The organism is Cryobacterium arcticum, assembly GCF_001679725.1.
GTDB classification, from domain to species: Bacteria; Actinomycetota; Actinomycetes; order Actinomycetales; family Microbacteriaceae; genus Cryobacterium; species Cryobacterium arcticum_A.
Window position 1 is genome coordinate 2,540,387 of record NZ_CP016282.1, and the last position, 22,909, is coordinate 2,563,295.

At 68.9% G+C, this 22,909-nt stretch carries 20 protein-coding genes; 9 read left to right on the plus strand and 11 right to left on the minus strand.

Annotation, left to right across the window (positions count from 1 at the left end; translation table 11 throughout):
- Nucleotides 1-62: 62 nt before the first annotated feature.
- From ilvC to PA27867_RS11400, 5 genes are all read right to left on the minus strand, one after another.
- Nucleotides 63-1,091 (minus strand): ketol-acid reductoisomerase, encoded by a 1,029-nt coding sequence (ilvC, locus tag PA27867_RS11380; RefSeq protein WP_066596434.1) that lies wholly within the window; start codon nucleotides 1,089-1,091, stop codon nucleotides 63-65.
- 70 nt (nucleotides 1,092-1,161) lie between these two features.
- Nucleotides 1,162-1,671 (minus strand): acetolactate synthase small subunit, encoded by a 510-nt coding sequence (gene ilvN, locus PA27867_RS11385; protein WP_066596435.1) that lies wholly within the window; start codon nucleotides 1,669-1,671, stop codon nucleotides 1,162-1,164.
- Between the two features lie 2 nt (nucleotides 1,672-1,673).
- Nucleotides 1,674-3,515, minus strand: a complete 1,842-nt coding sequence (locus tag PA27867_RS11390) for an acetolactate synthase large subunit (RefSeq protein WP_066596439.1) — start codon at nucleotides 3,513-3,515, stop codon at nucleotides 1,674-1,676.
- A gap of 38 nt (nucleotides 3,516-3,553) precedes the next feature.
- Nucleotides 3,554-5,248 carry a dihydroxy-acid dehydratase gene (gene ilvD, locus PA27867_RS11395; RefSeq protein ID WP_066596440.1) on the minus strand — a complete coding sequence of 565 codons (1,695 nt, stop codon included), beginning with the start codon at nucleotides 5,246-5,248 and terminating at the stop codon, nucleotides 3,554-3,556.
- A 64-nt stretch (nucleotides 5,249-5,312) separates the two neighbouring features.
- On the minus strand, nucleotides 5,313-7,541 hold the full coding sequence (locus tag PA27867_RS11400; RefSeq protein WP_084021035.1) for a bifunctional alpha,alpha-trehalose-phosphate synthase (UDP-forming)/trehalose-phosphatase: 2,229 nt from the start codon (nucleotides 7,539-7,541) through the stop codon (nucleotides 5,313-5,315).
- 208 nt (nucleotides 7,542-7,749) lie between these two features.
- Between PA27867_RS11400 and PA27867_RS11405 the strand changes: the two genes are divergently transcribed.
- The gene (locus PA27867_RS11405; protein ID WP_066599738.1) at nucleotides 7,750-8,547 is read left to right on the plus strand and encodes a sugar phosphate isomerase/epimerase family protein; all 798 of its coding nucleotides are present in this window, start codon (nucleotides 7,750-7,752) and stop codon (nucleotides 8,545-8,547) included.
- 76 nt (nucleotides 8,548-8,623) lie between these two features.
- On the opposite strand, the gene PA27867_RS11410 is transcribed toward PA27867_RS11405, so the two are convergent.
- From PA27867_RS11410 to PA27867_RS11425, 4 genes are all read right to left on the minus strand, one after another.
- Nucleotides 8,624-10,579 (minus strand): YhgE/Pip family protein, encoded by a 1,956-nt coding sequence (locus tag PA27867_RS11410; RefSeq protein WP_084021036.1) that lies wholly within the window; start codon nucleotides 10,577-10,579, stop codon nucleotides 8,624-8,626.
- Nucleotides 10,576-13,512, minus strand: a complete 2,937-nt coding sequence (locus PA27867_RS11415; protein WP_066596443.1) for an MMPL family transporter — start codon at nucleotides 13,510-13,512, stop codon at nucleotides 10,576-10,578. The genes PA27867_RS11410 and PA27867_RS11415 overlap by 4 nt, the downstream gene beginning before the upstream one ends.
- A 4-nt stretch (nucleotides 13,513-13,516) precedes the next feature.
- Entirely contained in the window at nucleotides 13,517-14,152 is a 636-nt protein-coding gene (locus tag PA27867_RS11420) for a TetR/AcrR family transcriptional regulator (protein ID WP_236900690.1), read from the minus strand.
- A gap of 93 nt (nucleotides 14,153-14,245) precedes the next feature.
- Nucleotides 14,246-15,415: an SLC13 family permease gene (locus PA27867_RS11425; RefSeq protein ID WP_066596445.1), complete on the minus strand. Its 1,170-nt coding sequence runs from the start codon at nucleotides 15,413-15,415 to the stop codon at nucleotides 14,246-14,248.
- A 97-nt stretch (nucleotides 15,416-15,512) separates the two neighbouring features.
- Between PA27867_RS11425 and PA27867_RS11430 the strand changes: the two genes are divergently transcribed.
- The 3 genes from PA27867_RS11430 (at nucleotide 15,513) to PA27867_RS11440 (ending at nucleotide 18,215) form a co-directional block, all read left to right on the plus strand.
- Nucleotides 15,513-15,725 carry a hypothetical protein gene (locus tag PA27867_RS11430; RefSeq protein WP_066596448.1) on the plus strand — a complete coding sequence of 71 codons (213 nt, stop codon included), beginning with the start codon at nucleotides 15,513-15,515 and terminating at the stop codon, nucleotides 15,723-15,725.
- A gap of 106 nt (nucleotides 15,726-15,831) precedes the next feature.
- On the plus strand, nucleotides 15,832-16,302 hold the full coding sequence (locus PA27867_RS11435) for a hypothetical protein (RefSeq protein WP_066596449.1): 471 nt from the start codon (nucleotides 15,832-15,834) through the stop codon (nucleotides 16,300-16,302).
- Between the two features lie 107 nt (nucleotides 16,303-16,409).
- Entirely contained in the window at nucleotides 16,410-18,215 is a 1,806-nt protein-coding gene (locus PA27867_RS11440) for a glycoside hydrolase family 15 protein (RefSeq protein WP_066596450.1), read from the plus strand.
- A gap of 33 nt (nucleotides 18,216-18,248) precedes the next feature.
- Here the strand turns inward: PA27867_RS11440 and PA27867_RS11445 are convergent, their stop codons facing one another.
- The gene (locus PA27867_RS11445; protein WP_066596451.1) at nucleotides 18,249-18,518 is read right to left on the minus strand and encodes a GlsB/YeaQ/YmgE family stress response membrane protein; all 270 of its coding nucleotides are present in this window, start codon (nucleotides 18,516-18,518) and stop codon (nucleotides 18,249-18,251) included.
- 212 nt (nucleotides 18,519-18,730) lie between these two features.
- Between PA27867_RS11445 and PA27867_RS11450 the strand changes: the two genes are divergently transcribed.
- The 5 genes from PA27867_RS11450 (at nucleotide 18,731) to PA27867_RS11470 (ending at nucleotide 21,939) form a co-directional block, all read left to right on the plus strand.
- Nucleotides 18,731-19,342: a biotin transporter BioY gene (locus PA27867_RS11450; protein ID WP_066596453.1), complete on the plus strand. Its 612-nt coding sequence runs from the start codon at nucleotides 18,731-18,733 to the stop codon at nucleotides 19,340-19,342.
- A complete protein-coding gene (locus PA27867_RS11455; protein WP_066596455.1) occupies nucleotides 19,339-20,025 on the plus strand; it encodes an energy-coupling factor ABC transporter ATP-binding protein in 687 nt (228 codons plus the stop codon). The genes PA27867_RS11450 and PA27867_RS11455 overlap by 4 nt, the downstream gene beginning before the upstream one ends.
- Nucleotides 20,022-20,630, plus strand: coding sequence for an energy-coupling factor transporter transmembrane component T family protein (locus tag PA27867_RS11460; protein WP_066596457.1), 609 nt, complete (start codon nucleotides 20,022-20,024; stop codon nucleotides 20,628-20,630). The genes PA27867_RS11455 and PA27867_RS11460 overlap by 4 nt, the downstream gene beginning before the upstream one ends.
- A 1-nt stretch (nucleotide 20,631) precedes the next feature.
- The gene (locus PA27867_RS11465; protein ID WP_236900691.1) at nucleotides 20,632-21,393 is read left to right on the plus strand and encodes an alpha/beta hydrolase; all 762 of its coding nucleotides are present in this window, start codon (nucleotides 20,632-20,634) and stop codon (nucleotides 21,391-21,393) included.
- Between the two features lie 96 nt (nucleotides 21,394-21,489).
- Entirely contained in the window at nucleotides 21,490-21,939 is a 450-nt protein-coding gene (locus PA27867_RS11470) for a flavodoxin family protein (protein ID WP_066596460.1), read from the plus strand.
- A gap of 67 nt (nucleotides 21,940-22,006) precedes the next feature.
- Here the strand turns inward: PA27867_RS11470 and PA27867_RS11475 are convergent, their stop codons facing one another.
- Nucleotides 22,007-22,900: a glycine betaine ABC transporter substrate-binding protein gene (locus PA27867_RS11475; protein ID WP_066596462.1), complete on the minus strand. Its 894-nt coding sequence runs from the start codon at nucleotides 22,898-22,900 to the stop codon at nucleotides 22,007-22,009.
- Between the last annotated feature and the right edge of the window lie 9 nt (nucleotides 22,901-22,909).

The following is a 22,909-nucleotide window of genomic DNA, read 5'->3' on the forward strand; positions in this document are numbered from 1 at the left end:
CCCGGGCCGGGCGCACCGAAGGGGCCGGTCGAGTGACCGGCCCCTTCGGGAAGAGCTACGAGTTAGCGGGCGGCTTCGCCGTCGACGTAGTCGTCGTCGTTCGAGGCGTTCCACGCGAAGAGCTTGCGCAGCTCGCGGCCGGTGGCCTCGATCGGGTGCTCTTCGCCCTTCTTGCGCAGGGCGAGGAACTCGGGAGCTCCGGCGTCCTGGTCGTTGATGAAGCGCTCGGCGAATGCACCGTTCTGGATGTCGGCGAGAACGGCCTTCATGTTCTCCTTGACGCTCGGGTCGATGACACGCGGGCCGGAGACGTAGTCGCCGTACTCAGCGGTGTCGGAGACGCTCCAACGCTGCTTGGCGATGCCGCCCTCCCACATCAGGTCGACGATGAGCTTGAGCTCGTGCAGCACCTCGAAGTAGGCAACCTGCGGCTGGTACCCGGCCTCGGTGAGAACCTCGAAGCCGTACTGGATCAGCTGCGACGCGCCACCGCACAGAACGGCCTGCTCGCCGAACAGGTCGGTCTCGGTCTCTTCGGTGAAGGTGGTCTTGATGCCGGCGGCGCGCAGGCCACCGATCGCCTTGGCGTAGCTGAGGGTGAGCGGCCAGGCGTTGCCCGACGCATCCTTCTCGACGGCGACGATGACGGGAACGCCACGGCCGGCCTCGAATTCACGACGCACGGTGTGACCCGGGCCCTTGGGGGCGACCATGACCACGTCGACGCCCGCGGGCGCCTCGATGTAGCCGAAGCGGATGTTGAAGCCGTGTCCGAAGACGAGGGCCTTGCCCTCGGCGAGGTTGGGGAGGATGTCGTCCTTGTACAGGTGACGCTGCACCTGGTCGGGAGCGAGCACCACGATGACGTCGGCCCAGGCGGATGCCTCGGCGGCGCTCTTCACGGTGAAGCCGACCTCTTCGGCCTTGGCGCGGGACTTCGAGCCCTCCTTGAGTCCGATGACGACCTCGACGCCGGAGTCGCGGAGGTTCTGCGCGTGGGCGTGGCCCTGCGAGCCGTAGCCGATGACGGCGACCTTCTTGCCCTGGATGATGGACAGGTCGGCGTCTTTGTCGTAGAAGATTTCAGACAATGTGGTGTTCTCCTTGGTTGTTGTCGTTGGTCGAGCTTGTCGAGACCCGGAGGCCGTGAGAGCAAATGAGTTAGTTCTTGAAAACGCGTTCGGTGATCGACTTGGATCCCCGACCGATGGCGAGCAGACCCGACTGGGCGATCTCCTTGATGCCGTAGGGCTCGAGCACCCGCAGGAACGCCTGGGTCTTGCCGGAGTCGCCGGTCACCTCGATGACGACGGCATCCGTGGACACGTCGACGACACGGGCGCGGAACAGGGTGACGGCCTCGAGCACCTGGGAACGGGTGGTGTTGTCCGCCCGCACCTTGACGAGCAGGTGCTCGCGCTGCACGGACTGCGTCGGGTCGAGCTCGACGATCTTGATGACGTTGATCAGCTTGTTGAGCTGCTTGGTCACCTGCTCGAGCGGAGCGTCTTCGACGTCGACGAGGATCGTGATGCGTGACAGGCCGGGGATCTCGCTGTGGCCGACCGCGAGGCTCTCGATGTTGAAGCCGCGCCGGGCGAACAGGCCGGCGACGCGCGTGAGCAGGCCGGGCTTGTCCTCGACGAGGAGGCTGAGAACGTGGGTGCTCATTGTTACTCCTCTTCCCAGGTGGGTGCGTGGTCCTTGGCGTACTGGACGAAGCTGTTGCTGACGCCCTGAGGCACCATCGGCCAGACCATGGCGTCCCGGCTGACGATGAAGTCGATCACGACCGGACGGTCGTTGGTGGCCAGCGCGAGCTTGATGGCGTCGTCGACCTGGTCGGCGCTGGTGACCCGGATGCCCAGGGCGCCGTATGCGTCGGCCATCTTCACGAAGTCGGGCACCATCGCGGTGCCGTGACCGGTGTTGAGGTCGGTGAACGAGTGCCGTCCGTCATAGAAGAGGGATTGCCACTGGCGCACCATGCCGAGGGACGAGTTGTTGATGATCGCCACCTTGATCGGAATGTTGTTGATCGTGCAGGTGGCCAGCTCCTGGTTGGTCATCTGGAAGCACCCGTCGCCGTCGATCGACCAGACCACCCGGTCAGGCTCGGCGACCTTGGCGCCCATGGCGGCGGGAACCGAGTAGCCCATGGTTCCGGCGCCGCCGGAGTTGAGCCAGGAGTTGGGGCGCTCGTACTTGATGAACTGCGCGGCCCACATCTGGTGCTGACCGACGCCGGCGGCGTAGACACCCTCGGGGCCGGTGAGCTCGCCGATGCGCTTGATCACGTACTGCGGGGCGAGCAGGCCGTCGGCGGGCTCGCTGTAGCCCAGCGGGAACTTCTCGCGCAGACCGTTGAGGTACGTCCACCACTCGGTGATGTCGGGCGTGGTCGAGGCGATCGCGTCGCGGTAGGCCACCGTGAGGTCGGCGATCACGTCCTTGGCGTCGCCCACGATGGGCACGTCGGCGGCGCGGATCTTGCCGATCTCGGCCGGGTCCACGTCCACGTGCACGATGGTGGCGTTCGGCGCGAATTCGCTGGCCTTGCCGGTCACCCGGTCGTCGAAGCGGGCGCCCAGGGCGATGATCAGGTCGGATTCCTGCAGGGCGAGAACGGCCGCGACGGTGCCGTGCATACCGGGCATGCCCAGGTGCTGCTTGTGCGAGTCCGGGAACGCGCCACGGGCCATCAGGGTGGTGACGACGGGCGTGCCGGTGAGTTCGGCCAGCTCGAGCAGTTCGGGCGAGGCCTTGGCGCGGATGACACCGCCGCCCACATAGAACACGGGCTTCTCGGCGCCGGCCAGGAGCGCCGCAGCGGCCTGCACCTGCTTGCCGTGCGCCTTGGTGATCGGCCGGTAGCCGGGCAGGTCGAGCTTGGGCGGCCAGATGAACGGGGCGCTCATCTGCTGGGCGTCCTTGGTGATGTCCACCAGCACCGGGCCGGGGCGGCCGGTGTTGCAGATCAGGAACGCCGACGCGAGGGCGGCGGGGATGTCCTCCGGCCGCTTCACCAGGAAGGAGTGCTTGGTGATCGGCATGGTGATGCCGACGATGTCGGCCTCCTGGAAGGCATCCGTGCCCATCAGCGTGGAGAAGACCTGGCCGGTGATGGCCAAGAGCGGCACCGAGTCCATGTAGGCGTCGGCGATGGCCGTCACGAGGTTGGTCGCGCCGGGCCCGGAGGTGGCGATGGCCACCCCGACCCGGTTGCTCGAGGACGCGTAGCCCTCGGCGGCGTGACCGGCGCCCTGTTCGTGGCGCACCAGGATGTGACGGATGTCGTCCTGGTTCATCAGCTCGTCGTAGAGCGGGATGACGGCGCCGCCCGGCAGGCCGAAGACGTCGGTGACGCCGAGCAGCTTGAGGGTGCGCAGGATCGCGCCGGAACCGGTGAGGATCTCGGGTTCGGTCGCGGCGTCCGGCGCCGTCGTGGCACCGGAAGCAGGACCGGAGGGCGTCGGAAAGGAGGGTGTCGGCACGGGCGAAGGTTCCGTGGTCATGAGAGGCAAATCCCTAAATCGGTGACGGATGGTGTCGATCAGCCCGTGGTCGCTCCGAGTGCCGCCGACTGCACGAGCTTGGAGTACTTGGCGAGGACGCCACGGGTGTAACGGGGAGGAAGCGGGGCCCAGCCTTCTCGGCGGGCGGCGAGCTCTTCAGCGTCGACAAGTAGGTCGAGCGAGCGAGCTGCGATATCGACCCGTATCAGATCACCATCGCGCACGAAGGCGATCGGACCTGCGTCCACCGCTTCGGGTGCTATATGGCCGATACACAGTCCGGTTGTGCCGCCTGAGAATCGACCATCAGTCAATAGTAGTACATCGGCTCCGAGCCCGGCGCCCTTGATGGCCGCGGTGATCGAGAGCATCTCGCGCATGCCCGGGCCGCCCTTGGGGCCTTCGTAGCGGATGATGACGACGTCGCCCTTGAGGATCTCGCCGTTGGTGAGGGCGTCCATGGCCGAGCGCTCACGTTCGAACACGCGGGCGGGGCCCTCGAAGATGTCGCTGTCGAAGCCGGCGGTCTTCACGACAGCGCCCTCCGGGGCCATCGAGCCCTTGAGGATGGTGATGCCGCCCGAGGCGTGGATCGGGTTGTCGAGGGTGCGCAGAACCGTGCCGTCGAGTTCGGGCGGGTCGATCTCGGCGAGGTTCTCGGCGACGGTCTTGCCGGTCACGGTGAGGCAGTCGCCGTGTAGGAGGCCCGCCTCGAGCAGGGCGCGCATGACGACGGGCACGCCGCCGTGACGGTCGACGTCGTTCATCACGAACTTGCCGAAGGGCTTGAGGTCGCCGATGTGCGGAACCTTGTCGCCGATGCGGTTGAAGTCGTCGAGGGTGAGATCGACCTCGGCCTCCTGGGCGATGGCGAGCAGGTGCAGCACCACGTTGGTGGAACCGCCGAAGGCCATGGCCACGGCGATGGCGTTCTCGAACGCCTTCTTGGTGAGGATGTCGCGGGTGGTGATGCCCAGGCGCAGCAGGTTGACGACGGCCTCTCCGGAGCGGTGCGCGAAGTAGTCGCGGCGGCGGTCGGCCGAAGCGGGTGACGCGGAGCCGGGCAGGCTCATGCCCAGGGCCTCGGCGACGCTGGCCATGGTGTTGGCGGTGTACATGCCGCCGCAGGCGCCTTCACCCGGGGCGAAGGCGCACTCGATGCGCTTGGCGTCCTCGACGCTCATACGGCCGGCCTTCACGGCGCCGACGGCTTCGAAGGAGTCGATGATGGTGATGTCTTTTTCGGTGCCGTCGGAGAGCTTCACCCAACCGGGTGCGATGGAACCGGCGTAGAGGAAGACGCTCGCGAGGTCGAGCCGGGCCGCGGCCATGAGCATCCCGGGCAGTGACTTGTCGCAGCCGGCCAGCAGCACGGAACCGTCGAGGCGCTCGGCCTGCATGACGACCTCGACGGAGTCGGCGATGACCTCACGGGAGACCAGCGAGAAGTGCATGCCCTCGTGGCCCATCGAGATGCCGTCGGAGACGGAGATGGTGCCGAACTGCAGCGGATAGCCGCCGCCGGAGTGCACGCCCTCCTTGGACGCCTGGGCGAGGCGGTCCAGCGAGAGGTTGCACGGGGTGATCTCGTTCCACGAGCTCGCGATGCCGATCTGGGGCTTGTCCCAGTCGGCGTCGCCCATTCCCACCGCGCGGAGCATGCCGCGCGAGGTGGTGGCTTCGATTCCATCGGTGACGTCGCGGCTACGGGGCTTCATGTCGTACTCAGGCATGAAGTGAGTCTAGAACGTCGCGGGCGGGCCGGGTGGCACCCGAACCTGCCCGCGACGCTTGTGGCTAGTTCTCCTGCTGAGTGGATGCGGCGCGGAAATCGGCCAGCAGCGCGAGCACCTGGGTGACCTCCTTGGGCCCGCGAACCCGGTATCCGGCCAGGGTGGCGCCCGGACCGATCTTGAGACCGAGGTCGTTGTCGCCGAGAACCGTGAAGGCGTCTTCGTCGGTGACGTCGTCGCCGGCGTAGAGCACCCGGTCGGCGCCGGTGTGTACGCGCAGACGCTCGAGGGCGTCACCCTTGGTGCTGGAACGCACCGAGAATTCGAGCACGTTCTTGCCCTCGCGCACGGTGAGCGACGGCAGCAGTTCGGCCAGCTGGTCGCGGGCCTCCCGCTGCACGGCCTGACCGTCCTGAGCCGTGGCCAAGCGGGTGTGCAGGGCCAGGCCGGCGGGCTTCTGTTCGATCCAGGTGCCGAAGACCGGGCCGGAGATGCGCTCGAGCACCCGGGTGAGGGTGTCGAGCTTCTCGAGTTCCTCTGGCACCAGTCCCAGTTCGATGCCGTTGGCGTCCAGCTGCACCTCGATGCCGTGGGACCCGGTGAGGAGCACCTCGCTCTGCGGTTCGGCCACGTGCTTGAGGCTCACCAGGGCGCGGCCCGACACGAACGCCACGCGCACGCCGGGGAGGTCGAGCAGGCGCTGCACGACGTCGTGGGTGCCGTCAACGGCGCGGGCGTCCTCGGGCTCGTCGACGTGCGGCGCCAATGTGCCGTCGAAGTCGAGGGCCACCAGGATGGTCTCGGCGGAACTGATGTCGCGCAGGGCGCTCACCAGGTTCTCCGGCACCCCGCTGGGCACGGCGGCCCCGCCGGTGAGGGTCTGCAGGAACGACGCGCTCCAGGCGGCCACGTCGTTGTCGAAGACCTTGCGGCGCAGGGCCCGCATCCGCCTCGTGCGCTCACGCTTGGGCATGGTGATGGCCTTCATGATCGACGCCTTCATGCCGTCGATGTCGTGCGGGTTGATCAGCACGGCCTGCTTGAGTTCGTCGGCGGCGCCGGCGAATTCGCTGAGCACCAGCACACCGTCGCCGTCGTGGCGCACGGCCACGTACTCCTTGGCCACGAGGTTCATGCCGTCGCGGAGGGCGGTGACGAGCATGACGTCCGCGGCGAGGTACAGCGCCACCATCTCCTCGCGGGGGTAGCCGTGGTGGTGGTAGCTGATGGCCGTGTGGCTGATGGTGGAGTAGTCGCCGTTGACGCGGCCGACGGCGAGTTCGATCTCGTCGCGCAGCTGCATGTAGGTGGCCACCCGCTCACGGGATGGGCTGGCGACCTGCACCAGGGTGACGTCTTCCACGTTCAGCGTGCCGTCTTCGAGGAGTTCGCCGAAGGCCTTGATGCGGTGGCCGATGCCCTTGGTGTAGTCGAGGCGGTCGACGCCGAGCATGATCGTCTTGGGGTTGCCGAGGTCCTCGCGGATCTGCCGGGCGCGTTCCTGGATCTCGGGGCGCCTGGCCATCTCCTCGTACGCCGCGGCGTCGATCGAGATGGGGAAGTGCTTGGCGATGACACGGCGGTGCTGGCCGTTCTGGCTGGGCACGTCCACCGCGACGCCGCGGGTGGCGTAGCCGAAGAGGCGGCGCACCGCGCGGGAGAAGTTGCCCGCGTCGGCCAGCCGCTGGAATCCGATCAGGTCGGCGCCGAGCAGGCCGTCGAGGATCTGCTTGCGCCAGGGCAGCTGGGCGAAGATGCCGTACGGGGGGAAGGGGATGTGGTTGAAGAAGCCGATGACGAGGTCGGGGCGCGCGTCGCGCAGCATCCGCGGCACGAGCTGCAGCTGGTAGTCGTGCACCCAGACCGTGGCGCCGGGGGCCGCGGCAGCGGCGGCAGCGGTGGCGAAGCGACGGTTGACCTTGACGTAGGCCTCCCACCACTCGCGGTGGTAGCTGGGCGAGGCGATGACGTCGTGGTAGAGCGGCCAGAGGGTGTCGTTGGAGAAGCCCTCGTAGTAGAGCTCGAGGTCGTCGGTGCTCAGCCGCACCGGAACGATGGAGATGCCGTCGTTCTCGAAGGGCTCGAACTCACGGTCGGCCACTCCAGGCCAGCCCACCCAGGCGCCGTCGGAGGCACGCATCAGCGGCTCGAGGGCCGTGACCAGACCGCCGGGCGAGGTGCGCCAGCTTTCGGTGCCGTCTTCGGCGACTTCGTAGTCGACCGGAAGCCGGTTGGAGACCACCACAAGGTCGAAGTGGCCGGGGGCGACGGCGTCGGGGCCGGCCTCTGGCACGGCTTCGGCGCCGGCGGCCGAGCCGTCGGTCAGCGCCTCTGCCGGAGCGTCGGTCGCGGCGCCGGTCGGCGCCGCCTCTGTTCCGTCGGCTGAGGGTGTGGCTGCGGTGGTGTCGGGTGCGGTTTCGATGACTCATCCATTCCGGTGCCCGCCCATGCGGAACACCTGGGTGCACTTCGAGGTTACCAGCGAAGGCTATGCTGACGCCGTGATTCGCATCGGCATGAGCACCACCTGTGTCTATCCGCTTCCCCTGGAGGATGCCTTCCGGCTTGCCCATCAGAGCGGTTTCGACGGCGTCGAGGTGATGGTCACGCGCGACGAGGCCACCCAGGATGCGGCGACGCTCCGGGCCCTCTCCGCCCGGTACTCGCTGCCCATCTTCTCCGTGCACGCCCCGGTGCTCTTACTCACCCACTTCGTCTGGGGCAGGGACCCCCGGGTGAAGCTGGAGCGGTCAGCGGCCCTCGCCGCCGAGGTGGGCGCGTCGACCGTCGTCGTGCATCCGCCGTTTCGCTGGCAGGCCGGCTATGCGGAGGATTTCCTCGACATCGTGCGGGCGCTCGGCCGGCAGACCGGTATCGAGATCGCCGTGGAGAACATGTTCCCGTGGAAGATCGGCGGCCGCGGAGTGAAGGCCTACTCCCCCGGCTGGGACACCACCCGGATGGACTGCGACGCGGTCACGCTGGACTTCTCACACTGCGCACTGAGCGGGCACGACAGCCTGGCCATGGCGACGGCCCTCGGGGACAGGCTGCGGCACGTGCACCTGTGCGACGGGTCGGGTTCCCTGGACGAGGGCCGGGTCTTCGACGAGCATCTGCTGCCCGGGCAGGGCTCGGAGCCCGTGGCCGAGGTGCTCCGGCTGCTCGCCGCGGGCGACTGGACCGGCCAGATCGTGGCCGAGGTGAACACCCGGTCCGCGCGCTCCGAGCGGGAGCGCCTGGCGATGCTCGCCGACACCCTGGCCTTCGCCCGAACCCACACCCGCACCCCCGCCTAACCCCACCGCGAGCCGTGAGTCACGCACGCCTCGGTTCTGGGTGCTTGCGTCACAGTTCGCGGGATGAGAAGGCGGGTCAGGCGGCGGCGAGGGCGAAGGAGCGGGCGCCTCGGCGACGGGCCACGACGGCCGTGGAGAGCAACACGGCGACGATCCCGAAGAGCAGCAGGGCGAACACCGCCGACGCCACATCCGCCCCGCTGCCCCCGGACACGATCGCCTGGATGCCCTGCACGGCCCAGGTGAGCGGGAGGAACGGACTGATCAGCCGGAACGGTTCCGAGACCAGTTCGAGCGGGTAGAGCCCGCCGACCGACACGAGCTGCAGGCTGAGCAGCACCAGCGAGATCACCACACCGATGCGGCCGAGCGCCGCCGTGAGGAAGTGATTCACCGCGACGAACGCGAACGCCAGCAGCACCGAGAACCCGAACGTCGCCGGGGCGAGCGTCCAGGACACGCCGAGGGTGCTGTGCAGCAGCAACACCACGGCCAGGGCCTGAGCGGCCGCGATCGCGAAGCCGCGGCCGAGGCTGCGCCAGACCAGACGCCCCGTGGTGGCGGTCGAGGCCAGGGCGATGGCCGACAGCGGCTTCATCACCAGGAAGATCGCCAGGGCGCCGATCCAGAGGCCCACCGGGACGAAGAGCATCCCGATGATCGGGCCGATCGAGTCGAGCGGGTTGTCCCGCGCCGAATCGAGGGTGACGGGCGCCGCGATGACCTTCGCGGTTTGGGTGGGGTCGAGGTCGGTGAGCGCCGAGGCGCTCTCGGCTCCGGTGGCGAGCCCGGTGGCGAGGTCGCCGGCACCGGTCTCGAGCTGGTGGGCGCCCGACGCGGCCGCGGCGGTTCCGGTGGCCAGCTGGGCCACGCCGTCGGAGAGTTCGCCGAGCCCGGAGGCGAGCCCTGAGGCTCCCCCGCGCACGCTCTCGGAGCCCGCAGCGAGTTGCGCCGCCCCTGCGGCGCTCTGGCTGATCCCGCCCTGCACCCCGGAGAGCGCCGCGCTGGTCTGCCGGCTCAGGGCGTCGCCGGAGGACGCCAGGGTGTCGAGGCCGCCCTGCGCCTGGAGGAGCCCGCCGAGCACGCCCTGCACGGCGGCCTTGGTCTGCGGGTCGAGCGGCTCGAGCGCGGCGGCGGGAATCTGCGCGGCGACGGACCCCAGTTGGGACACCCCGGATGCGGCGGACTGCACGCCCTCGGTGTACTGGGTGACCCCGGCGCTGAGAGAGCCGAGCCCCGCAGCCCCGGAGCTGAGGGTGCCGAGCCCGCTGCTGAGCGCGTCCACTCCAGTGGTGTACGAATCGACGCCCGAGGCGAACGTGGCAGCGCCGTCGGCCGCCGCGGCGGTGCCGTCGGCGGTGGCCTGGGTGCCGGCCGCCAGGGTGTCGAGCCCGGATGCGACGCCGGTCACGCCCGTGGCCAGCTGAGCCGACCCGTCGGCGGCAGCCACCAGGGACTCGCCGAGCGTGCCCAGATTGGTGTACAACCCGCCGAGGTACTGCTTGGTGATCTCGGTACCGAACGCCCCGGTGAGGGCGCCACCGACGGACTGCGCGACCGAACCGGCCAGGAACGAGTGCGCGTCATCGGTGCGGATGGCGAGGTCGGCCTGGGTGGGCGTGGACCCCGACAGGGACGTGACCGACTTCGAGAAGTCGCTCGGGATGGTCAGCACGGCGTACGCGCTGCCGTCGGCGAGGGCCTTCGAGGCGTCGGCGTCGTTGGAGATCACCCAGGCGAACCCGGTGGAGTCCGAGCCCTCCGTGGCGGGCTTGGTGAGCTCGGTCACCAGCTGGCGACCGGCCAGCACCATCTGGTCGCTGCCGTCCGGCAGCGTGGTCGTGACGAACTCGTCGTTGTTCACCACGAGGGCAGGCAGGGTGTCCACCCGGTCGTCGGCGCTGTTGAGGGCGCCGGCGAACAGTCCGGCGACGGCCAACGGCACCACGATGAGTGCGGCCAGGCCGGCCCCTGCCGCGCCGCGGCGTTGGCCGGGCGTGCGGCTGAATAGTCTGTCGAGCCTGGTGCTCATCGCTGCAGGGCCTTTCCGGTGTCGGAGCTGTTCGTGTCGGTGCTGTTCGTGTCGGTGCCGTCCTGATCCACGGTGCTGAGGTCGAACCGTTGGATGCCGCGCTCCTGGGTGAGGGCCGGGTCGACCAGGTCGAGGGCGGTCACGCTCAGGATGAGCGTCGTGCCCAGCGGGGCGAGCGCCCCGAAGACGGCGGCCGGTCCGCGTCCGCCGGCGTCGGCCGGCAGACCGTCGCCGAGATCGACCACGAGCACGCCCGGGCGTTCCGCGAGGGCGGCGGCGGCGAGCGTGGCCGCGCGGGCGAGGGCGGACAGTGATGCCACGGTGGTGTCCGCCGTGAGCGGGCGCCGTTCGGACTCCCCCAGTGCGACGTTCAGCCGGTCCACCCATAGCCGCAGCTGCGCGGGCCGATTCGCCGCACGGAACAGCGGCTGCACGAGGTCGAGTCGTTCGGCGATGAGTTCGCCCACGGTGAGGCCGTTGTCGCGGGTGTCCGAGACCTCCGCCAGCGCAACGGTGCGCATCGCGACCGCACGGTCGGACGGCAGGGCCGCGCCACGTACCTGGAGCCGTCCGGCGACCGGGTCGAGGCGGCCGGCGAGGGTGGCGGCCAGAACCCGACGGGCGGCATCCGGACCGGTCAGCACGAGCACCGAACCGGCGTCGACGGCCAGGTCGATGGGGCCGAGCCGGGACTCGGGCAGGCCCACGTAGAGGGCGTCCGCGGTGATGTCGTCGTTCTGGGCCCGGGCCCAGGCGCTGTCGTCGAGGTGTTGACGTAGTCCCTCACCCTCGATGTCCACGTTGGGCAGCACGCGGGCGAGCCAGCGCGGCAGCCACCAGGCTGCGTTGCCGGCCAGCGCCATGGCGGCCGGAACCAGCGTCATCCGTACCAGGAAGGCGTCGAGGAAGACGCCGACGGCCAGGGCGAAGGCGATGCCCTTGATGGCGCCGGAGCCCTCGGGGACGAAGGCGAAGAAGACGAAGAACATGATCAGGGCGGCCGCAGTGACCACCCGGGCGGCGTGCGAGAAGCCGTGCACGACCGCGCGGCGGGCGTTCCGCGTCTTGACGAACTCCTCCCGCATGCCCGACACCAGGAACACCTCGTAGTCCATGGCCAGGCCGAAGAGCACGGCCATGAGCAGGATCGGCAGGAAGCTGAGGATCGGACCGGGGTTGGACACCCCGATCAGGTCGGCCAACCAGCCCCACTGGAAGATCGCGACGGTGGCGCCGAGCGACGCGAACACGGACAGCAGGAAGCCCAGCGCCGCCTTGACCGGTACGAAGATCGAGCGGAACACCATGGTGAGCAGCACGATCGAGAGCCCGACCACGATGAGCGCGAACGGGATGAGCGCGTTGGTGAGCCGGTTGGAGATGTCGATGGAGACCGCGGTGGCGCCCGTGACGGTCACCGGGGTGCCGAGGTCGTCGTTGATCGAGGGCGCGATGTCGCGGATCGACTGCACGAGTTCCTTGGTCTTCGGGGAGTTCGGGGCGCTGTCGGGCATCACCTGGATGATCGCGGTGTCGACCGTGGCGTTGGGCTGGCCCGCGCTCACGAAGGCCACGTCGGGCAGGTCGCGCAGCTCGGCGGAAATCGTGTCGAGGTCGGCCACGATGTCGGTGGTCTGGGTGATGTCGACCACCACGATCAGGGGCCCGTTGTAGCCGGGGCCGAAGCCCTTCTCGATCATGCGGTACGCCTGGTACTGGGTGGACTCCACAGGCTCCGACGCGCTGTCGGGCAGGTTGAGGTCGAGGCTGAGCGCGGGGATCGCCATGACCCCCAGGATGCCGACGACGGCGAGGACCGCCACGACGGGGGCCTTGAGCACGATCGCGACCCAGCGGTGCCCCAGGGTGGGACGCCCGGTGTCGGGCGTGGTGGCACGGCGGTGCGCCCGGCTGCCGGGTTTGGGGGCCAGGCGTCCCTTGGCCAGGCCGAGGATGGCCGGCAGCAGGGTGATCGCCACGGCGATGGAGATGAGCACGGCGAAGGCCGCTCCGAGGCCCATCACGCTGAGGAACGGGATGCCCACCACGAGCAGCCCGAGCAGGGCGATGATCACGGTGATCCCGGCGAAGACCACGGCGCTGCCGGCGGTGGCCACGCTCGTGGACGCCGACTCGTGGGGATCGACGCCGTTGGCCAGCTGGGTTCGGTGCCGGGAGAGGATGAACAGCGAGTAGTCGATTCCGACGGCCAGGCCGAGCATCATGGCCAGCATGGGCGCCGTGCTCGAGACCGACACGAAGGCCGACACGGCCCCGATGCCGCCGATCGCGACGCCGACGCCGACCAGGGCCATCAGCAGCGGCATGCCGGCGGACATGAGCGAGCCGAAGGTGATCACCAGGACCACGCCGGCGAAGAGCACACCGAAGATCTCGGTGACCGTGATGCCGAACGTGTTGTCCTGGAAGACCTGGCCGCCGAAAGCCACGGTGAGCCCGGCGTCTTCGGCCGTGCCGGCTGTCGCGACGACGGCGGCGATGGTGGCGTCCGAGACGTCGGACGATTCACCCGTCAGCTGCACCTTGGTGATAGCCGTGGTCTCGTCGTCGGAGATAGCTCCGGAGGCGTATTCGGAGAACGGGTCGACGACGCTGGTGACCCCGGTCAGGTCGGCCATCTCTGTGCCCATCTCGGTGATCGCGGCCTGATAGGCGGGGTCGTCCACCGAGGCTCCGTCCGGCGCCTGGTAGACCACCTGCACCGCGGCGCCCGCGGCCTGCGGGAACACCTCGGCCAGCTTGTCGATGGCCTCCTGCGATTCGGTGCCCGGGATCGCGAACGATTCCTGTGTCGTCCCGCCGAGGGCGGCGTTGGCTCCGAGGATGCCGCCGAGGACGATCACCCAGACGCCGATGACGAGCCAGGCACGCCGGTAGGCGAAATGACCGATGCGGTAGAGGAACGTTGCCATGGTGCTACTTCCGGGACTCGTGCTGAATGGAGGGCTGAACCGGCGCGGAACGCACGGAGACGGGCGCCAGGAGCTCGACGATGACGACTCGCAGGGCCCGGCGGATCTCCTCGGGCGAGGAGGGTGAGCGCTCCAGGGGGGTGCCGCCGAAGTTCATGCCGGCCACAAGGGCGTAGGCGGCGCCTCCTAGGGCGATACCGAAGCGGATCTGGTCCTCGGTGCTTGCGTTGTTGTCGCAGATGGCGTTGGACAGCCGTCCGATCAGCACGCCGGCGCGGTCGATGACGGCGATTCCGGTGAGCGACTGGGCCTGGTTGATGAAGGTGTGCAGCTCCAGCCGGAACTCGAGGATGAAGTCGATGAAGTCGTCCACGAAGCGCAGCCGGGTGGTCTCGGTCTCCTCTGTCGCGAGGAAACGTTCAAGGATCTCTTCCAGCCGGTCGATGGCCGGCGTGAGCACGGCCTCGAGCAGTGCTTCCTTGGACGCGAAGTGGTACAGCACGCTGGACTTGGAGTACCCCGCCACATCCGCGATGTGCTGCAGGGATGCGCCGGCGAAGCCGACAGAGGCGAACTGCTCGAGTGCGGTCAGGCGTAATTCGTCGCTCGTCGTCTGGCGCGCGGAGGTGTCTGTGATCACCCGCTCACGCTAGTTGACCGATCGGTCAGTTCCTGCACGATCGGTCAGATTATCGGGAAACGTCCAGCCTGCGCCCCTGTCTTCGCCCCGGCGCTAGACCGTGAACGCGAGTACGAGGGTGGCCACGACCACCGTGACCGGCGCCACCGCCAGGCCCAACAGCATGTAACGCCGCCAGGAGATCGACACGCCCAGGCCGCTCAGTTGCTGGTGCCAGAGCAAGGTGGCCAGTGACGCCCACGGCGTGATCAGCGGTCCGGCGTTCACGCCGATCAGGAGCGCCACCATGCGCGCGGGCGTCGTCGCCACCGGTTCGAGGGCCAGGTAGGCCGGCAGGTTGTCGATCGCGTTGGCGCCGAGCAGCCCGGCCCCGGCCAGGCGGACCAGGCTCAGCGGATCGTCCCCGGCGCCCGCCACGGCATCGAGAAGCTCCCCCAGGCCGAGTTCGTGCAGGGCCGCCATCACCAGGAACAGGCCAGATGCCAGCAGCACCAGGGGCCACGGTACGAGTCCCGGCCGCAGCGTCTTGCGGTCGAGGACGAAGAAGATCACCGCGAGGAGCACCGCGGCCTGCACGGCGGGGATCCACACCGGGATGCCGGAGACCAGGGCCGGGATGAGGGCCACCACGGTCACGGCGCTGGTACCGAACAGCACGGGGTTCTTCACGCGGGTGCCCGGCGTCATCTCGTAGGGCTCTCGGAGGGTGCGCCGGCAGACCAGGTAGATCGCGCCCACGGTCACGAGGATCGCAGCCAGGGCGGGCGCGCCGGTCAGCAGCGCGAATTGCACGGGGCTCACCGGATGCCCGACGAGCTCGCCGATGCGACCCTGGGCGAGCAGGTTGGTGAGATTCGACACCGGCAGGAGCAGCGAGGCCGTGTTGGCCAGCCACACCGTGGTGAGGGCGAACGGGAGCGGGCTCAGACCCACATGCCTGGCCATCACGACCACGACCGGCGTGAGGAGCACCGCCGTCGTGTCCAGCGAGAGGAAAACCGTGCTGAGCACGGCCAGGGCCACCACCAGCAGCCACAGCAGCCACGTGCGTCCACGGGCCCACCGGGTGAGCCGTTCGGCCACGAAGGTGAACAGGCCGGCCGCCGCAGCCAGCTCGGCCACGACGGTGATCGCCACCACGAAGACCAGGATGGGCAGTACCCGGTCGATCAGCTCCACCGTCGCGGGCCACGGCAGGACCCCGGTGATCACGGCTATGATCCCTGCACAGAGCAGCACCGCTCCGACGATCCCCGTACGCATGGCTCCCCTTCGACCTCGGGCATCCGCCCGGTTTCTCAGCCGAGCCGACTCGCGTGATCGACGACCACCCCGGTAGCGTAGAACGAAGGAGGCAGACATGCGGAAATTTTTGTTCAACGGGGCCATGATCGGCGTCGTGGCCGGCGGCTGGAATATCCTTCAGGCGACCCGGCACGGACCGAGGGACTGGCGCCTCGTGCTCACCTGGATCGGCTGGGCGTTGAGCGTTGCCGTGGCCATCGGCAACGTCACCAAGGACGCCGAGGACAAGAAGCTCACCAGCGGCGAGGGCAAGCGCGGCAAGAAATAGCCGCATACTCCTCTGAGTACCCCGGCTGCGGCGTGTCACCCCCGTCTTTCCTAGTGATGGCGGGGAAACTGGACTTCTCAGTTGTTGCAGAAGGAAGGGGCTCTCGATGTTCGGTCGTCGACGTCGCATCGCACCCACCATTCCAGTTCTCGCCGCGCCCGCCCCGGCCGAGCTCAGCCGCGACCAGGTCTTTGAACACCTCCATGCGGCCTTGTCCGACCTCGTCGGTGCGGACGGTGCCTGGACCCTGGTGCCCCGCGTCGAGTCCGACACCGACGTGATCTTCCACGGCCTCAAGGCCCACCAGATCGCGGCAGCCCTCACGGAGATTCTCGCCACCGAGACCGTGCGCCTGCGCACCGACACTCCGGCGGCCCCCGCGAACATCGCCGAACCCCGCACCGACACCCCCGTCGACGGCATCACCGCCGTGAGCACCGGCGCACTCCTGGTGTCCTCGGGAGCGGAACCGACGGCACTGCCGTGGAACCCCGCGCCGATCTCGGTCTGGGCCGAACCGGAAACCGGCGCCCGCACCGGTGCCCGCACCGACACTGTGGTGCGACGCGTCGCCTGATCCGCCCGTCGCCTGATCCGCCCGTCGGCTCAGAGCGCATCGGCGCCTGATCCAGCGCCGGGGATTTCCCCGGCCACCGCACATTCGACCTGTGTGAAGATGTCTGAATGGCGCTGCACATCGAGGACTATGCACTGATCAGCGACTGCCATTCGGCTGCCCTCGTGGGCCGCGACGGCAGCATCGACTGGCTGTGTCTGCCCCGCTACGACTCGGCCTCGATGTTCGGCGCACTTCTCGGCACGGAAGACCACGGCCGCTGGCTGCTCGCTCCCGCCGACCCCGCAGCCACCAGCACCCGCTCCTACGTGGGCGAGAGCTTCGTTCTCTCCACGATCTGGACCACCAAGACCGGCAGCGTCGAGGTGACCGACTTCATGCCGCACGGCGACAGTCGCGCCGACGTCGTGCGTACCGTGCGCGGAATCTCCGGAAGCGTCGAGATGCTCCAGGACCTGCGTTTGCGGTTCGGCTACGCCACCACGGTTCCCTGGGTGCGGCAGCTGCGGCGCGAGAAGACCCCCGGACTCATCGCCATCGCCGGGCCGGATGCCGTGGTGGTGCGTGGCCCGGCCCTGCACGCCGCCGATCACCGGCACGAGGCCCGGTTCACGGTGCACGCCACCGAGCAGCACAGCGTGCAGCTCACCTGGTATCCCTCACACCTCGACCTGCCGCCGGCTTTGGATGTGGCCCGGTCACGCCGCGAGACCCTGGACTGGTGGGCCGGGTGGGCCGACAGCTGCACCCACGAGGGACCGTTCCGGGACGCGGTGGTGCGGTCCCTGCTGGTGCTGCGCGCCCTCACCCACGAGAGCACCGGCGGCATCGTGGCCGCGGCCACCACCTCGCTGCCCGAACACGCGGGCGGCAGCCGCAACTGGGACTACCGCTACGTGTGGCTGCGTGACGCCTCCCTGACGCTCGAGGTGCTGCTCTCGCACGGGTATGAGAGCGAGGCCGAGGCCTGGCGGGGCTGGCTGCTGCGGGCCATCGCCGGCGACCCGAACGACCTGCAGATCATGTACGGCCTGTCCGGCGAACGCTACCTGCCCGAGCGTGAGCTGACCAGCTTGCCCGGCCACCACGGCTCATCTCCCGTGCGGGTGGGCAACGGCGCCGTCTGCCAGTTCCAGTCCGACGCCGTGGGCGAGGTCATGATGGCCCTGCACGAGGCCCGGGGCGCCGGCGTCGAGGAGACCGAGTTCTCCTGGCCGTTGCAGGTGTCGCTGATGACCTACCTCGAAGCCAATTGGCGCCGGCCCGACCAGGGCATCTGGGAGGTACGTGGACCCGCGCGGGAGTTCACCCACTCCCGGGTGATGGTCTGGGCCGCGTTCGACCGGGCCGTGCGCGGGGTGACCGAATACGGGCTGCCCGGACCCGTGGACCGCTGGCGCCGCATCCGCGACGAGGTGCGCCACGACATCGAGGAGCGCGGCTACAACACGGCCCTGGGCTCCTTCACGCAGTACTTCGGCAGCGAAGAGGTCGATGCGTCCCTCCTCCTGCTCCCCCAGGTGGGATTCTGCGCCGCCGACGACGAACGGATGCTCGGCACCGTGCGCGCCATCGAGACGAGCCTGCTGCGTGAGGGCCTTGTGCTCCGGTACACCACGCATCCGGCGCTGGACGGGCTCGACCCCGGCGAGCATCCGTTCCTGGCCTGCTCGTTCTGGTTGGTCGAGCAGTACGCGGCGTCCGGCCGGGTCGACGACGCCAGCACCCTGATGACCAGGCTGGTGGGCCTGGCCAACGACGTGGGGCTGCTCTCGGAGGAGTACGACGTGACAACGGGGCACCACGCGGGCAACACACCCCAGGCGCTCACCCACCTGGCGCTGGTGCGCGCGGCCGACGCTCTGGTCGCCGCCGGCGGGCGGAACGCCGAGGAGGCCGGCCGACCGCTCTGATGCGGGAACGGCCGGTCTGATGCGCAAAACGAGTCAGGTCGACGTATTCCGGTTACGGGTGGCCAGGCCGTAGATGAGCAGCACGATGATCGATCCGAGGATCGCGATGACCCAGGTGCGCAAATCGAAGAACCCGCCCATGTCCACGCCGAAGATCAACCCGGCGAGCCAGCCGCCCAGAAGAGCGCCGACCACACCGAGCAACAGGGTCACGAACCAGCCGCCGCCCTGGGCGCCGGGCAGGATGAGTTTGGCGATAGCGCCGGCCAGCAGGCCCAGGAGGAGAAAACCGAAGAAACCCATGACGACTCCTTTGCTCTGACCGGCATCGAGAGCCCGGCTGCGTTGATCATAAATCCGGCCGGGCCACCCGGATAGGCCCACCGACGGCCAGGCCGACAGACCGGTTGACCGGCCCGGTTGCCAGCGTCGGCCGGAGCCCGATCAGAATCCCCCGGAATTCTTTGTAGGTATTCCACTGCGGCGCCCCGGCGCCGAATCCTAGATTGAAAACCATGACAGCCCGCCTCAGCGTGCGCGATCTCGCGCAGATCGCCATCTTCGCCGCCCTCATCGCCGCCCTCGGGTTCCCCGGCGCCATCGCCCTCGGCGCCAGCACGGTACCGATCACCTTCCAGACCCTCGGCGTGATGCTCGCCGGCGCCATCCTCGGCGCCCGCAAGGGCTTCCTGGCCGTGCTGCTGCTGCTCGCCCTGGCCGCGGCCGGGCTGCCACTGCTCTCCGGCGGGCGCGGCGGACTGGTCTGGTTCACCACCTCCCCCTCTGCCGGGTACCTCTACGGCTGGCTGCTGGGCGTCGTCGTGATCGGCCTCCTCACCTCACTGCTGCTGCCGCGCTACCCCTTCTGGCCCGCACTCGGCGCGACCGTTCTCGGCGGGATCGTGGCCGTCTACCTGATCGGCGTACCCGTCACGGCCATCAACCTGGGCCTGCCGCTCTGGGCCGCCCTGGTCGACGCCGCCAAGTTCCTGCCGGGCGATCTGGTGAAGGTCGTGGTCACGGTGCTCGTGGCCAAGCAGGTGCACCGCGCCTATCCCGGCCTCATCCCGCTGCGCAGGAAGTCGGTCAGCACTGAACCTGTGGACGGCAGCCGGGTCCAGGCGTGACAACGGCAGGCATCCGGTTTGAGGGAGTGTCGCACGGCTTCGACGAGAACCCCGTGCTGCGCGGCATCGACCTGCACCTGACCGAACGGCGGATCGGCATCGTCGGTGCCAACGGCAGCGGCAAGTCCACCCTGGCCCGCATGATCAACGGCCTGGTCACTCCCGAACGCGGCACCGTCACCGTGAACGGCCTCGACGTGAAACGTCAGGCCAAGCTGGTGCGGCGCGAGGTGGGCTTCATCTTCACCAATCCGGATAACCAGATCGTGATGCCCACCGTGCAGGAGGATGTGGCATTCACTCTGCGCCGCCGGGGCCTGGACGCCGCCGAGATCGCCGCCCGCACCGCGGAGGCGCTGGACCGGTTCGGTCTCACCGCACTGGCCGACCGACCCGCCCACCGGCTGTCGGGAGGCCAGAAACAACTGCTCGCACTGGCCGCCGTGCTCGTGGCCGGACCGAGCATCGTCGTCGCCGACGAACCCACCACTCTGCTGGATGCGCGCAACACCCGCCTCATCACCGGGCTGCTGGTCTCGCTGACCCAGCAGGTGATCGTGGTGACCCACGACCTGGAGGTGCTCGACGGCTTCGACCGGGTGATCGTGATCGACGAGGGCCGGGTCGTTGCCGATGACCTTCCCCCGGTAGCGCTGGCGGCCTACCTGAGCCTGTTGGCATGATCGGCCTCTACCGGCCGGGCACCTCGCTCGTGCACCGCGCTCCCGCACTGCTCAAGCTGGTCGTGCTCGCGGTGCTCATGGTGCTGGTGGGCGTGGTCGCCGACCCTGTGCTGCTGGCCGGGGAGTTCGTCCTGGTGCTGGCCCTCTACGCCCTGGCCGGCATCCCGCCGCTGGCGGCCTGGCCGCAGATCGGACCGATCCTCTGGATCCTGATCTTCGCGGTTCCCGTGCAGGTTCTCGTGGCCGGGGGCTCCGCGGACGGCTGGACCACGGCGGGCCTGATGGCCGGCCGGCTGCTGGTCGCCGTCGCTCTGGCCGCGCTGTTCACGCTGAGCACGACCGTCACGGCCGTGTTGGAGGCGTTCCAGCTCATACTGCGGCCGTTCCGTCGCTGGGTGGACGCCGACCGGGTGGGGCTTCTCGTCGCCCTGACCATCCGCTGCATCCCCCTGGTGGCCGAGATCGTGCGCGAGGTGCTGGAGGCCCGGCGGGCCCGCGGCGCGCAAGCGTCGGTTGTCGCCCTGGCCGTTCCCGTCGTCGTACGCTCGTTGTACGCCGCCGATGCCATCGGGGAGGCGCTCGCAGCACGCGGATTGGACGATTGACATGGCCCCTGCCGACATGGCCACGACCTCCCTCCGGCGGCGCATCCGGTTCGGCGGCTGGGCGGCGCTGACCGCACTGGCCCTCGGCGTGATCGCTTTCCTGATCTGGACCCAGCTCGTGATGCCGGCCGACCGGGCCGCTGCCCAGGCGGTCTTCGACAACCCAGCCGTGACCGTCACCGACACCCCCGATTCCGTGGTCATCGCACCGACCGAGGGCGGCTCGCAGGAGGGCCTGGTCTTCATCCCCGGCGCCAAGGTGGATCCGTACGCCTACCTCGCTACCCTGTCCGGCACTGTGGAGGAGACCGGGATGACGGTGGTCATCACGAAGCCCGTGCTGAACCTCGCCTTCTTCGACCAGCGGTCGCTCGAGACGTTCACAGCCGTCGCACCGGAGGTGGACACCTGGTTCGTCGGTGGGCATTCGCTCGGCGGGGTGCGTGCGTGCATGTATGCGGCAGACGACGATGTCGCCGGACTGGTGCTGTTCGGCAGCTACTGCGCGTCCGCCGTCACCGACGCTGACCTTCCAGTGCTCAGCCTCTCCGGCAGCGAAGACGGGCTGAGCACACCCGAGAAGATCGACGACACCGCGAGCCTGCTGCCCGAGGACGCCACGTTCGTGCGCATCGAGGGCGCCAGCCACGCCTCTTTCGGCGCTTACGGCGCTCAGCCCGGTGACGGCGTGCCGAACCTGTCGGCACGTGATGCCGAACGTGCCATCACCGAGGCCCTCTCGGTGTTTGTGACAACGAACTGACCTGACCCGGGCCCAGCGCCCCCGGTTGCCCGGCCCGTCGGGCGGGTCCACTATGGCCGCAGCCGGACAGAGCTGTCCGACGGTCAAGGAGGATCCATGCACGCCCGCGTCGTCTATGACACCACGTTCGGCAACACCCGCACGATCGCGGAGGTGATCGCCGCCGAGCTGGGCCAGGGCACCACGACTCTCAGTCTCGGGGACCTCACCGACGCCAGTCTTGACGGCGTCGACGTGCTTGTCGTCGGGTGCCCGATCAACGGGTGGAGGCCCACGGAGCGGATGCAGGAGTTCCTGCACAGCCTCACACCCGGCTCCCTGACCGGCGTGCGCGCAGCCGCGTTCGATACCCGGGTCAAGCTCTTCATCCATGGGGATGCCGCGGGCAAGATCTCGCACGCCCTGCACGATGCCGGTGCCACCATCGTGGCCAAACCGCAGGGGTTCATCGTGCAGGGAACCGAGGGTCCGCTGGCCCCCGGCGAGACCGGGAAGGCCGGCGCGTGGGCCGCGTTCATCGGCGCCGAGCTGCGCGCGACGGCCTGAGGGCCTGAGCCGCTGCACGCAAAAGGCCCGTGCCGAAGCACGGGCCTGTCACACAGAGGTCTGTCGACTACGCGGTGAGCGAGTCCACGTAGTCCTGGTTCTCTTCGATCCACTTCTCGACGATGGGGCCGTAGTCCTGGCCGTCGTAGTCGACGAACATGGCGGTCTCGAGCGAGTAGAGACGGTCGAGGTCCATCTTGTAGCCGGAGAGCCACTTCTCGGCCTGCGGGAAGTCGGTGCCGAAGTCCTTCTTGCCGTAGGCGTGGATGGTCTCGGCGACGCCGAGGGTGCCGTCGGGGTCTTCGAGGTTCTTCAGGTCGAAGGAACCGTAGGCCCAGTGCGGCTCCCAGAGGGTGACGGCGATGTTCTCGCCGGACTTCTGCGCCGCGGTCAGCTCGGTGAGCATGGCTGCGGTCGAGGAGGTCTGGTAGTCCATGCCCTCGAGGCCGTAGGCGGGGATGGTGTTGTTCGTGACGGCTTCGGTGAGACCGGCGCCGGGCTCGATGCCTACGATGGTGTTGTTGAACAGGTCGGCGTTCTCGGCCAGCTCGGCGAGGGTGTCGATCGGGGCATCCGCGTTCACGGCGATGGTGTTCTTGGCCTCATCGTTCCAGGCCGCGAGTTCGGTGATGTCGTCGCCGTACTCCTCGAGGTAGGTGGCGTGCGTGTTCGGCAGCCAGACGTCGAGGTTCAGGTCGTAGTCGCCCGAGGCCAGGCCGGAGTAGACGACGGCAACATCGGCGTACTCGAGTTCGACGTTGTAGCCCTTCTCGTCGAGAATGGCCTTCCACAGCTCGGAGGCTGCGATGCCCTCGTCCCAGCCGTTGAACACGGCGATGGTGAGGTCCTTGTTGTCCGAGTTGTCCTCTGACACGGATTCGGCTTCGGCGGCAGCGCAGCCGGTGAGGGCGAGCATGCCGATGGCTCCGGTCGCGAGGAGCTTGAGTGAACGGTTCTTCATGTGTTCCTT